The following is a 12,297-nucleotide window of genomic DNA, read 5'->3' as shown; positions in this document are numbered from 1 at the left end:
CTCCCGGAAGATGACCACGTCCATCCGCTCCGGGTGCCGCACGGGGCTCGGGGCCCCGTGGAAGTACCGGACCGGCCGGACGCAGGCGAAGAGGTCCAGCTGCTGCCGCAGGGCGACGTTGAGGCTCCGGAAGCCCCCGCCCACCGGGGTCGTCAGGGGGCCCTTGATGGCCACGATGTAGTCCCGGATGGCGCGGACCGTCTCTTCCGGCAGCGACTCCCCGTACAGCTTCTGGGCCTTCTCGCCGGCGTAGATCTCGTACCAGGCAATGCGCTTCCTCCCACCGAACGCCTTCGCCACCGCCGCGTCCAGGACCCGGACCGAGGCCTTCCAGATGTCCGGCCCGATGCCATCCCCCTCGATGAAGGGGATGATGGGGTCATCCGGCACCCGCAGTTGCCCGCCCTCGAACCGGATGCGGCTCCCCTCCCGAGGCGGCGTGAGTCTCCCGGGGTCTCTGCCCTTCTCCTGAGCCATGTCGTGTCCCCCTTGTGTGCCTTCCCGACCCCCGCGCCTCACCCCGCCGACCGCGAAGCCAGCCGACGCACGGCGCCCTCCAGGACCGCCAACATCTCCTCGTTGCGCCCGAACTTGAACTCCGGAAGCCGCTGCTTTCCTGCCTCCTCCCGCTCCACCTTCTCCAGCATCCGCCAGAGGCCCTTGTGGACGATGGGGACCTGCCGCTCCCGCAGGCGGCGGTAGAGGGGACCGATCCGGTGCTGGTAGATCTCCCGGCGGGAGAGGGGCGGGCGCCGGGCCAGGAACCGGTTCACGACCGCCGCCCCCTTCTCCCCGTCCAGCCGCGCCTTGCCCACCACCCCTTCGCTCGCGCTCCGGGACCAGCCGACGACGAACGCCCCGTCCACGGACCGCCCGGTCTGGGGATCGAACACCTGGTACTTGGCTGCTTCGGGGTCCTGCGGGTCGGGGGTGGGGCTGGTGGCGTATCCCCCATCCTTCACGGGAAGGCCCAGCGTCGGGTCCACCCGGTCCCCAATGGCGAAGATGACGGTGTCCACCGGAAGCTGACTGGTCTGCCCCAGGGCCTTGGCCGCGAACTTCCCCCCTCGGTCCACCAGGGTGTTCTCCTCCACCTCGAGGGCGACGACCCGGCCCTGTTCGTCCCGGAGGATGCGGCTCGGGGAGGCCAGGAAGCGGAAGGTGAGCCGGGTCGGGCTTGGCCCATTCTTCGGGGGGACGTCACAGTCCCGCGTGAGCTCCTGGTACAGGACGTCCACGTTCTGGCCGAGCGGCTCCAGGCGTGGACGGATCCTCTCCAGCTCCTCCCGGAGCGCCTCCCGATCGATGTTGGCGGCGATGGCTTCCATCTCCCGGTTATCGTAGGCGCGCTCCTTGGGCCCCCGCCGCGCCACGGCGATGACCTCCCCCACCCGGCGCATGGTGACGAGGTAGTGCGCGATGTCCACCATGACATTCCCGATGCCGATGACGGCGACCCGCTCCCCCATGGGGAACTCCCGCTCGCTGAAGGGGGGGAGCCGGTTGTAGTGGTAGACGAGGTCCTTGGCGTGATAGACGGACGGCCCATCCTCCCCCGGGACACCCAGCGACTTGGTCCCCTGGGCCCCCGCCCCCACGACGATGGCGCTTGGCTTGAGGGCCGTGAGGTCTTCCCACCGCACCGTCCCGTCCTGCCGGACCGCGACGTTGCCGAAGTAGTGGACGCGGGGGTGGGCCAGGATCCGGCGGAACTGGTTCCGCAACCCCTCCTTCATCTTGTGCTTGGTGGGGTAGATGCCGTACTCGGCCAGACCCCCGGGCTTGAGGTCCCGGTTCAGGATCAGGACGGTGTGCCCGGCTTCGGCCAGCTTGCCCGTGCAATAGAGGGCGGCGGGTCCCGCTCCGACGACGATGACGAGGTGTCCCAGGCCATTCTCCGGCATTCGGTTCCTCCGCCGGGCATCGCCCGCTCCGGGAGGGTTCTCTCTCTTCTGCCGCTTCAGATGACCTTCCGGGCGAACTACAGCAAGGTGGGTGCCACCCGCACGTCCTCCCCCCGTGCCCGGACCCGCTCCTAAGTCCCCGCGATTCCTGGAGAGCATGGCGCAACCCGGCAGGTCTGGCCCGGCGGGGGTGGGGCAGGGCCGGGACCCTTGGGGCAAGCCTGCCCCACGAGGCCGGCGGGCGCGAAGAGTCGGTGGGGGCCCGTCCCTTCTATAGTACTAATAGAGGAACTCCCGGATATCGTAGCGGGAGACCTTCGGGCCCGTCGCCCACGCCCCGGCAAGCCCGTCGCGAATGGCCTGGACCTGCGCCCGGACCGCTTCCGGCGACAGTGGCCGGACTCCCTCTGCCGCTGCCCGGGCTCGGTAGACCGTCCCGGGTTCATCCACGAACTCCGACAGATAGATGATGTCCCCCGCTCCCAAGGGGAGGCGCCGCAAGAGGGTGACCGTGTCCGCCACATGGCTAGCCGCGTATCGGTCGCCGCCGACCCCGACCATCAGGATGGCGCCGACGGAGAGGCCCGCGGCCTTCAGGCGCCGTACCGCCTCCTCCGTCCGGGCCGCCGTGGCGGGCTTTTCCAAGAAGCGGAGGAGAGGATCGTGCCCGGTCTCGACCCCCAGGTAGACCCGGCGCAGGCCGGACGCCGCCAGCCCGGCGAACGCCTCGACGGGCTTCAGGCTCCCCGTGAAGGCGTCCATGAAGGCGTAGACGCCGCGGGGGCCCGGGGGACCGCTCCGTTCCTGGAGAGCAGGAAACTCGACGTTCAGGAGGGCAAAGGCTGGTCCCAGTATCCGGACCGGGAGGTTCAGGACATTTGCGTCTCCCAGGAAGAGGGATCGGCGCAGCAGGAGGGAATCCCCGAGGAACACCTTGACGGCGCGGAGGTGCTCCCGGAATGCCGCCCCCGACCGGACGGCGAACCGGCGCGACCGGTAGAAGCTGCAGAAGGTACAGCCGTTATAGGGGCAGCCGATCGTCAGTTGCAAGGCCACGGCCTGGTACTGGTCGGGAGGGAGGATGCTGACCCGGTTCGGGTAGAGGGCCCGCAGCCGCGCCCCGTCCGCCTCCAGCGTTTCGGCGTCCCACTCTGCCGCGCGCTCCAGGATGTGGAGCGCCGGCCCACTCTTCAGGAGTCGGGCGGTGCCCGCCGCCGCGCCGAGGGCCGCCCGGCCCGCGAGCGCCGCCAGACCATCCAGCAGCGCGGCCCGCTCTGCCCCCGTCACGTCCCGCCGGAAGCGGACCCTGCCGGGGACGGCCTCCTCCCGGTCCCCCCACTTGCACAGGACCCGGTTGTCGAGCCCCCGCCGGTAGGTCCGGCCGTCCACGAACGCCCCGATGGGCCGGCCGGCCGCATCGTAGGTCACGACGGCGCGGGGCAGCATGCTCACCGTGACGGCCCCCCGTTTCGGCGTGATCCACGCCCGTCCTTCGCGGGCCGCCTCCTCCCACATGGTCGGAAGGGTCACGGAACCTCCTGTGGCCAAAAGATCCCCTACGGCGTGGGCGGGTTGGGCCCGATGAAGTACGGCCGCATCATCTCGTTGTCCTCGTGCTCGACGATGTGGCAGTGCCAGACATAGAGCCCCGGCAGGTCGAACAGCGCCTTCACCCGCGTGATCTGGCCCGGATAGGCGATCACGGTGTCTTTGAAGCCGGCTTCCCAGCTCTCTGGTGGTAGCACGGCGCCGCCCAAGAGCTGGCGATTGACGACCTGGAACTGTACCTCGTGGATGTGGATTGGATGTGCGTCCTCCGTGAAGTTGTACATTTCCCAGACCTCAATCGCATTGAGGGCCGGATTCTCCGTGATCGGATCCTCCCAGGCCTCCGCGACCGGGTTACCCGCAGCGTCGAGGGTGCCCAGCTTGGCGGCAATGGGACCATCGAAGAACGCGCTCACCTCCTCGTTGAGGGAGACCTGCCGCGTGGTGCTGGCAGGACCGAGCGGCATGAAGGTGGGCAGGGTCAGCAGCTCAGGATCTATGCTCGTGTCCTCGCTCGCCGGGGGGACCACCACGAACTTCATGACCTGGCCCGTGGTCGCCGGATCCGCGGCGGGGAAGTCCGTGTTCGGGGCGCCGCCGCCAAAGGGCTCATCCGGTCCCTCATTGATGAGGTAGATCGCGGTCCCGGGCCGAACTTTGGTGAAGTCCACGATGACATCGGCCCGCTCGGCCGGCGCCATCAGGAGCTGGTCGAGCATCACCGGTGCCGGCAGGAAGCCACCCTCGCTGCCGATCTGCCAGAAGGGAAGCCTCGCCTTGGCCGGCCTCTTCGCCAGCGGCTTGGTGACCATCCTCAGGATCAGGAAGCGCGAGTTGCAGCCGTTCAGGAACCGGAGGCGGTAGCGGCGCGGCTCGACCTCCAGGTACGGCCAGGTGCGGCCGTTCACCACCATCGTGTTGCCGAAGAACTCGGGGTTCCAAATGGGCGGGACGTCGCTCCCCGGGATGTAGGGCCCGGCGAAGCCGTCGAAGAACTCCCGGCTGGCCGGGTAGAACAGCGACCCATCGGCATTGAACGACCGGTCCTGAATCGCGACGGGGATCTCGAAATATCTCCCGAACGGATCCGCTCCCACGCCGGGAGCCGGACCGGGGAGCACTCCCGCCGGAAGATCGCCCGGGCCGCGGCGGAGGAGATAGAACCCCGCGGGTCCCGCGTACACGTTCACGCGGGTCATGCCCAGCGTGTGGTCGTGGTACCACAATGTGGCCGCCCGCTGATCGTTCTCGTACTGGAACGCTGCCGTCCCTGGAGTCCAGGCCTGGCCCAGTTTCGCCTGCGCCAGGACGCGGAACCGCTGGTGCCAGGTACCGACCTTGGCGAAGTCATTAGGAATGTTCTTCGCGAGGGGCAGGTACCAGGCCTCGGCGTAGCCATCACTTTCCTGCGAGCTGTGCCCACCGTGCAGGTGCGTTACGATCGGGACCGGACCCGCATAGGAGCCCGGTGTGGCCGCGAACGTCGGGCGCATGTCCCGGCCAGTGAGACCACCCGGCGGGTTGGCCCAGTGCAGGGTCTGGTCCACGGGCAGGAGGTGGGGGAGGTAGTTGCCAGCGGCGTCCACCAGGCCGTTGATCCACTTCACACGGACCGGTTTGTTATGTGTCGCTTCGATCGTGAAGGCCGGGTAGTTGAAGGTGCCGGGATGGTTGACTGAGCCGTAGCTCCACACGGTCGTCATGGGCAGGCCGGCGGGCAGGATCTGCTGCTGGAACTGCCTGACGGCGATCTCGTAGTAGTCGACCATCCCGCCTGCCGTCAGCGGCATCGCCGGCGGAATGACCAATGGCATCGCATACTTCGAGACCGCCGTCGGATCGAGCGTGCCGCCCGGGATCGCGGCAAGCGCTCGTCTGACGGTTCCCTTCCAGGGTAGAGCAAGCGCTGCTCCCGCCACCAGGCCGGCCTTCAACACCTGCCGCCTGGTGAGCATCATGCGCCCTCCGTTGTCCTTGGCGTTCATCTCTCCCCCTCCCTCGCCCCTTTCCCTCTCCCTCTACTGGTGACCGCGCCACCTTGAGGACAGGACCCGGACGCGGTCACTTCGCGTTGCCCGAGGCGGGGGCCACGAGGAGCGCCCCCATGCCGAGCAGTAGAGCCAGGAGTCCCGCCGTGCGTCGCATGGTGTTTCATCTTCGCCCCGTCCGGCCCTTTGCCCGGGCGGTCGCTTTCAGTTGTGGTACGGGTCCGTCGCGGCCAGTAGGTCCAGCAGGACCTGGGCGTGTCGCGTCTCCTCCGCCGCCAGCCCCCGACAGAGGGCCGCCGCCTCCCGATCGCCCACCATCTCGGCCTCATGTCCCAGCGCCCGGTAGCGGGCTGCCAGGGCCAGCTTGGCCTCCCGATCCTCCTGGAGGCGGAGGAAGGGGGGACCGGGGAGCGCATCGTGCGCCCCGCGCAACGCCCCCCCCGGCTGCGGGGACTCACCCTGTCGCCGGGCCGCCGCTTCGAGGGGGAGTCGAGCGTGACGCCGGTCCTGCCGGACAACCGCCAGCAACCGATCCCGGAGACAGCCGTAGCGGAGGGCGGCGGCATCGGCCGACAGGCGGAAAGCCATGGCCTCCTCCGCGGCCACCGCCGCCAGCAGGCCCGCGACCAGCCCGGACGTGGACCCCGCCGTCCCCACGGTTCCCCCTAGCCCGCCGCGACGCGACAGTGCCCCTCGCACCAGCCCGCCAGCGCCCCGACGGGCTCCAGCCCCCGCACCCGGAACCGTTCCGTCAGCAGATGGGTGCGACCGACGCGCCCGAGGGTCTGGCAGATCCGCGCCGGCGAGCCCCAGTCGCTCCACAGCACTCCCCGCACCGGGAGGACCCGAAGGCCCGACGGGTTGTGCTCCAGGATGCCGTGGGAGACGGTGACGGCGGGCATATCCGCGTAGGCGGCCTGAACCGCCCCCGGCCACCGGGCGGTCCCCCAGGCGGCCCGGACGGGCCCGAGCTGCCGGGCCACCTCCGGCAGGTAGGCGGCGAACAGGCGCAGGAACGTCCGGACCCGGGCGACCATCACCAGCGTGTTCCAGAGGAACCCTGCGGCCAGGAACCCCGCCGCCGTGCGGGGGTCCGGCTTCTCCCGGAAACGCTCGACCCGGTGCAGGCGCCCGGTCCCCGCCTCTTCTGCCGGATCTCCCGCGGCGATCCAGCCGTAGCCGGTCTCAGGGCTGTCCGCCTCCACCCCGAGGAGCACGAGGAGGCCCGGATGGGCATCCACCGCCCGCTTCGCGTCCCGGACACGCTCCATGAAGAGCGCCGCCTGGTGAACGTAGTGGTCCGCCGGGAACACCGCCACGCAGGCGTCCGGATCGGCCGCAGCCACGGCGCAGCACGGGAGGAGGACGCCCGGTCCCGTCTCGCGGTTCAGGGGCTGCCAGATGACCGTCTCCGGAGGGCGATCCGACAGGTGCGGAGCGGCCTCGGCCTCCATCCCGGCCCCGACGACCGTCACCAGTCGCTCCCGGGGGATGAGGAGCTCGGTCCGCGCGAACGTGTCGCGGATGAGGGGCCGCTCCCCGACAGGGCAGAACTGCTTGCGGGCGACGCGGCCGGTCAGGGCGGTCAGGAACGGCTGGAGGCGAAGCCCCTCGCCGGCGGCGAGGACGACCCCCCAGAGCCCGGGCTCCAGCCCCGGGGGGTTTCCCGCAGGATCGCGCTCCGCGGCGTCCGCCACACGCAGCATCCGTCCCTCCCGGACCTAGTAGTACCAGTCCGGCAGCAGCGCCGTTCCCAGGTCGAGGACGAGGATGAGCAGGTCCCGGGTGGTCCCGGTCTGATCCCGCACCAGGTCCGGGACCACCGCGACCTGCCGGAACCCCTGGCGCTCAAAGGCCTTCCGCGCGGCGGGCTCCTCGGGGGTCATCTCCGCCACGAGCTTCTCCAAGCCCTCTCCCTGGGCCAGGAGGGTGAGCTCCTCGAGTAGCCGGCTGCCCAGCCCCTTGCGGCGGTATTCGGGATCCACGACAAGGCGGACTTCCCCCACGTGGCGCAGCCAGCCGGCCCTGCGCCGGTGCAGCGTGGCGTCGGCCACCACCTTGCCCTCCGCCTCGGCGATCAGGGGCAGCACCCGGGCGGGGTTGATCTCCCGGCACCAGGCGTCGATGACCTCGGCGCGGGTCACCTCGTCCTTGAGGAACTTCCGATCCTCCTCCGGGAGCCGGCGGAAGAAGTCGCCGAGGGCGTCCCGGTCAACGCTGCGGAGCGGCCGGACCGTCACGGTGCTCCCGTCCCGAAGCGTGAGGGTCTTGGGATACTCAGAACCGGCCATCGTTCCTCCTCGCCGGCGGCTCCGCGCCGGCCCGTCGTGCCGTCCTACCAGGTGACCGAGAGCACCCGATACCCCGCCTCGCGGATCGCCTCGACCACCTCGTCCACGTCGGGCGCCTCGAGGCGAATCACCAGGACGGGCACCTCCGCCCCGCGCGCGCTCGCCCGCGCCGCAAAGAGGCTCACGACCTCCCCGCTCTTCGCGGCGATCGCCGTGCAGACTGCCGGGAGGGTGCCCGGCGTGTCCTCCACCACCACCTCGAGCCGCGCAGTACTCGTCCGGATCCCCAGGATCTCCGCCAGGGCGGCCAGCAGGTCGGTCTCGGTGATGATCCCGGCCAGGCGATCGCCCTGCAGGACCGGCAGGCAGCCGATCCGGTGGTCCACGAGGAGGCGGGCCGCCTCCTCGATGGGCGTCTCGGGGGTGACGGTGATCACCTTGGCCGTCATCACCTCCCCGACCGTGAGGCGATCCAGGAGGTAGAGCAGCTCGTGCACCTCCAGACTGGTCGCCGGCGATGGGAGCACGCGCCGGATGTCGCGGTCCGTGATGATCCCCACCAGCCGGCCCCGCTCCACCACGGGCAGGTGGCGGATCCGATGCTCCTGGAGCAGGCGGGAGGCCCCCGCGACGCTCGTCCCGGGCGTGACCGTCACCACCTCGGGCTGCATCCGCTGTCCGACCAGCATGACTCGACTCCTTCCCCCCCCGTCGGGCTCAGGCGGCGTCCGCCGCCTCCTGGGCGATCCGGACCTGGTATGTCTGGCACTTCTCGTGGTCCGGACCCGTACAGTAGTCCCGAAACTCAGCGATGGTGACGGCCCGCAGGCGCCCGTCCCGGTAGGCCAGACAGTACCCCAGGAGCGGGTACCCGCTCGCCGCCGGACAGCACTACAGAAAGGGGCACTGCTGCTCCTCCGTGCCTCCCTTCTCTGCTGTCTTCCCTGGAGCGCATACGCGTCGGGCCATGTTGTGCTCTCCTCGTCAGGCTAGTAGCGCATGGCGTCGGCCATCCACCGATTGCCCCGCCCGCGCCGCCGCCCGCTCTCGCAGGCGGATCCCCCTCCTCCAGGCGGAAGGAGCAACCGGAGTGCCATAGAGCAGCCGGTGTGTCTCCGAGCGGGAGAGAAACTCCTGAAGGATTTCAAGGAGTTGCAAGGGGAGTGGGGTCGGAGGCGAACACCCCTTCGAAGCAGCCAGGCTCGCGTGGGACAGCCCCGCCCCATGAGAGGAGGCTTGCGCGGGGGTAACCTACCGTCGGCGCCGGCCTTCGACCTTGGGGCAGGGATGCCGCAGAGGGGGGAGGATGCCCCAGCGCGCGGGGGTGCACCGGCTGGGGAGCGCCGCCTTAGCTCGCGGCGCGTTTCGTCGGAGGGGAGGCGAGCAGGGAGCGCAGGTACTTTGGACAGTAGACGTAGGCGCTCCGGCTGCAGAGCTCCCAGTACTCGGTCCGGGTAGGGATCGGGTAGCCCAGCCCGCTCCGGACAGCGCAGGCCGCCCCCGCCGGGTTGCCCCGGCCGCGGGGGACCCGGCGCAGGTAGGGACACCGGACCCGCCGGCGTCCGCCGAGCAGGCTTACAGCCCGTCGCAACTGCCAGTCGTAGGCCACTGCCGTCCCCTCAGGCCGGGAGCTGGGGGTCCAGCGCCCGCTCCACCAACCCCAGGAAGTCGGCCATCCGGAGCGGCTTGGTGAGGTACCCAACTACGTCCAGGTCCATCGCCCGGACGTAACTCTCCCAGTCACCGAGTCCGGTGATCAAGATGACCGGCAGCAGGGGCCAGCGCCGGCGGGCCGCCTCCGCGAGGCGGAGCCCGTCCATGCGCGGCATGAGGAGGTCGGTAATCAGGAGATCGTAGGGACGGCTCCCCAGCACCCCCAGCGCCTCGGTGCCATCCGCCGCCAGGTCCACCCGGAAGCCGCGGCGCTCCAGGGCCCGGCGGAGGAGGACCCCCATGTCCTCCTCGTCCTCCACGACGAGAATGTGCTGTGGCGAGTCCTGCACCTTGACGCTCCCCGGATGGCCCGCCCCCTGCCACGCCCGCCACGCGGCCCGGGCGCGAGGGTCGCGGCCACCGTCAGCGGTAGTCGTACTCGAACGCCACCCGGATCGGGCTGCCCCAGACCTCCTTCTGCGCCTGGCCCCGGACCAGGGTCGCCGGGCTGACGTCCAGGAGGATGCTGTAGCGGTTCCCCTTCACCAGGGTCACATTGTCCCCGTAGTGGAAGGTGTTCGCGATCATCGGGGGCAGCTCCACGGTGAACGCCCGGCCCGTGAGCCGGTTCTGGATCGTCGCCGTGATAGTCAGGTACGGGACGTTCACCCGTCGGACCGTGTCGAAGACCGTCACCTCGAGGTGGTGGGTCGCCGGTCCGGTCGGCTCCCCCTCCCCGTGGGGGTGGCTGTGCACCGGCGGGAGGATCACCCCCCTCTCCGCCGGCCAGACGAAGAGGGCCACCTGCATGTCCTTCACCTGCTCCACTCCCACGAGCGGTTTGGACTGGGCGCGAGCAGCCGCGGGGAGAAGCAGCAGCCCCACCGCCAGCGGCACGAGCCCCGCATGCATTGCCTTGAGCCTCCGCATCACCATCCCTCCTTTCCCGTCCGGCGCAACGCGCCGTCAGCTCTCCGCGTGTCCGGCCGTCCATCCCGCGGGCGTCTGGGGAGGCCGCTCCTGCCGCCGGGGCTGGTAGGCGCAGAAGGGCTCCTCCGCCAGGAAGTCCCCCGTGGCGGCATAGGCCCTGGCCCGGCAGCCCGCGCAGACGGTCTTGAACTCGCAGGGCCCGCACTTTCCCCCCAGCAGGTCGGCGTCCCGGAGGCGCGCAAAGACCGGCGAGCGCTCCCAGATATCCGCGAAGCGCTCTCGCCGGACGTGGCCGGCCTCGACGGGGAGGTAGCCGCAGGGGAAGACCTCCCCCTTGTGGGAGATGAAGCAGACCGCCGATCCGGCCAGGCAACCCTTGGTCATGGCGGCCATCCCATCCGTGGCGAGATGCAGCTCCCGGCCGTCCCGCTTCGCCCGCTGGCGGATCACCCGGTAGTAGTGGGGGGCGCAGGTCGCCTTGACGTGCAGCCGGCCCTCGCGCGCCAGGTCGTAGATGTCGTTGAGAACCTCCTCGTACCGGGCCGGGGAGAGCATCTGGTCCTCGGCGATGGCCAGGCCGCAGCCCACCGGGACCAGCATGAAACAGTGCAGGGCCACGGCGCCGACCCCGACGGCGAGGTCGTAGATCCCGCGGAGCTCGTGCTCGTTGTGCTGGGCGATGGTGGTGTTGATCTGGACGTCGCAGCCCGCTGCCCGGAGGGCCCCGATCCCCTCCAGCGCCTGGTGGAAGGCGCCGAGCTGCCGCCGGAAGACATCGTGGGTCGCGGCCGTCGCCCCATCCAGGCTGACGGCACACCGGACGATGCCCGCGGCCCGGATCTGCCGGGCCACCGCGTGGTCAATCAGCGTCCCGTTGGTGGCGAGCGAGACCGGGAGCCCCCGGCGCACCCCGTGGCGCGCGATGTCGTAGATGTCCGGGCGCAGGAGCGGCTCGCCCCCCGAAAGGACCAGGATGGGCCGGCCCAGGACTGCGATCGCATCCACCAGGCTCAGCGCCTCGGCGGTACTGAGATCGCTCCGCATCAGCTCGCGGGCGACCTCCAGCCGGCGGCAGTGCTTGCACTCCAGGTTGCACCCGGCGGTCGTCTCCCAGAAGACCAGCCGGAGCTGGTGCTCGCGGTTGTGGATGACGGCCATCGGACTGCCGGGGCCGGCGGAGTGTTCAGGAGGCATCGCTCACCTCCGAAGCCGGCCGCACGGCCCCGCGGGCCGGCGGGGAGATCCGGGCCGGCCCGGCAGCACCGACGGCGACGGGCAGGCCCACCTCGGCATCCGTGAGGTAACAGGCCGGGTCCGGCGCCCAGGGATCGCCGGTCGCGAGCTCGGCCCGGACGCGCAGCGCTCCCCCGCACGCGTTGAAGAACCTGCAGGCCCGGCACCGCCCGCTGATCCGGCTCCGCCGGTCCTTGAGGCCGGCCATCAGGGGATCCGCCGTGTCCTGCCAGATGTGAGAGAACGCACGGCGCTTGACATTCCCCAGGGAGTAGTGCGTCCAGAACTGGTCCGCGTGCACGTCCCCCACCCAGTCGATCGCCCCGATTCCGACCCCGGAGGAGTGCAGACCGCCCCCGTTCCATTCCAGGAGGCGCAGCACGTCCGCGGCCCGCCCGGGGTCCCCCGCGAGAAGCTTCAGGTACACATACACCCCGTCCGCGTGATTATCAACGGTGAGGATCTCTTTCGGCAGCCCCCGCCGGGCGAAGTCAGCGGTCCGCTCCAGGATGATGTCCAGGGCCCGCCGCGTCTCCGCGGGAGAGAGCTGGTCGCCGGTGAGGCTCCGGCCCCGGCCGGAGGTGACCAGGTGATAGAAACAGGCCCGGTTGATCTGCTCCGCCTCGATGAAGTCGAAGATCCGGTGCAACTCGGCCGCGGTATGGCGGGTGAGCGTCAGCCGCAGCCCGACCCGCTGCCCCGCGGCCACGCAGTGGCGAAATCCCCCGACCGTCCGCTCAAAGGCCCCCC

The 12,297-nt window shown here is 70.5% G+C and carries 13 protein-coding genes; all 13 read right to left on the bottom strand.

The window, feature by feature from the left end; all coding sequences use genetic code 11:
* Positions 1 to 477 (bottom strand): isocitrate/isopropylmalate family dehydrogenase (locus VGT06_02060; GenBank protein ID HEV8661917.1); only part of this gene is annotated, 477 nt, incomplete at its 3' end.
* 38 nt (positions 478 to 515) lie between these two features.
* Positions 516 to 1,904, bottom strand: coding sequence for an FAD-dependent oxidoreductase (locus tag VGT06_02055; GenBank protein ID HEV8661916.1), 1,389 nt, complete (start codon positions 1,902 to 1,904; stop codon positions 516 to 518).
* A gap of 279 nt (positions 1,905 to 2,183) precedes the next feature.
* Positions 2,184 to 3,434, bottom strand: coding sequence for a radical SAM protein (locus VGT06_02050; GenBank protein HEV8661915.1), 1,251 nt, complete (start codon positions 3,432 to 3,434; stop codon positions 2,184 to 2,186).
* A gap of 26 nt (positions 3,435 to 3,460) precedes the next feature.
* Positions 3,461 to 5,410: a multicopper oxidase gene (locus VGT06_02045; protein ID HEV8661914.1), complete on the bottom strand. Its 1,950-nt coding sequence runs from the start codon at positions 5,408 to 5,410 to the stop codon at positions 3,461 to 3,463.
* 234 nt (positions 5,411 to 5,644) lie between these two features.
* Complete coding sequence (locus VGT06_02040; protein HEV8661913.1) at positions 5,645 to 6,097, bottom strand: hypothetical protein; 453 nt, start codon at positions 6,095 to 6,097, stop codon at positions 5,645 to 5,647.
* Between the two features lie 8 nt (positions 6,098 to 6,105).
* On the bottom strand, positions 6,106 to 7,146 hold the full coding sequence (locus VGT06_02035) for a sugar phosphate nucleotidyltransferase (GenBank protein HEV8661912.1): 1,041 nt from the start codon (positions 7,144 to 7,146) through the stop codon (positions 6,106 to 6,108).
* 15 nt (positions 7,147 to 7,161) lie between these two features.
* Positions 7,162 to 7,731 (bottom strand): GNAT family N-acetyltransferase, encoded by a 570-nt coding sequence (locus tag VGT06_02030; protein ID HEV8661911.1) that lies wholly within the window; start codon positions 7,729 to 7,731, stop codon positions 7,162 to 7,164.
* Between the two features lie 44 nt (positions 7,732 to 7,775).
* The gene (locus tag VGT06_02025; protein ID HEV8661910.1) at positions 7,776 to 8,420 is read right to left on the bottom strand and encodes a CBS and ACT domain-containing protein; all 645 of its coding nucleotides are present in this window, start codon (positions 8,418 to 8,420) and stop codon (positions 7,776 to 7,778) included.
* A gap of 659 nt (positions 8,421 to 9,079) precedes the next feature.
* Positions 9,080 to 9,340 (bottom strand): hypothetical protein, encoded by a 261-nt coding sequence (locus VGT06_02020; protein ID HEV8661909.1) that lies wholly within the window; start codon positions 9,338 to 9,340, stop codon positions 9,080 to 9,082.
* 10 nt (positions 9,341 to 9,350) lie between these two features.
* Complete coding sequence (locus tag VGT06_02015) at positions 9,351 to 9,734, bottom strand: response regulator (GenBank protein ID HEV8661908.1); 384 nt, start codon at positions 9,732 to 9,734, stop codon at positions 9,351 to 9,353.
* A gap of 73 nt (positions 9,735 to 9,807) precedes the next feature.
* Positions 9,808 to 10,314 (bottom strand): iron transporter, encoded by a 507-nt coding sequence (locus tag VGT06_02010; GenBank protein HEV8661907.1) that lies wholly within the window; start codon positions 10,312 to 10,314, stop codon positions 9,808 to 9,810.
* A gap of 36 nt (positions 10,315 to 10,350) precedes the next feature.
* Positions 10,351 to 11,508 (bottom strand): radical SAM protein, encoded by a 1,158-nt coding sequence (locus tag VGT06_02005; protein ID HEV8661906.1) that lies wholly within the window; start codon positions 11,506 to 11,508, stop codon positions 10,351 to 10,353.
* On the bottom strand, positions 11,498 to 12,297 hold an 800-nt coding region (locus tag VGT06_02000; protein ID HEV8661905.1), incomplete at its 5' end, for an SPASM domain-containing protein. The genes VGT06_02005 and VGT06_02000, both read right to left, overlap by 11 nt.

It is taken from the genome of Candidatus Methylomirabilis sp. (assembly GCA_036000645.1).
Lineage (GTDB): Bacteria > Methylomirabilota > Methylomirabilia > Methylomirabilales > JACPAU01 > JACPAU01.
The sequence above is the reverse complement of the archived record's forward strand: the minus strand, read 5'-3'. Positions and strand labels throughout refer to the sequence as shown.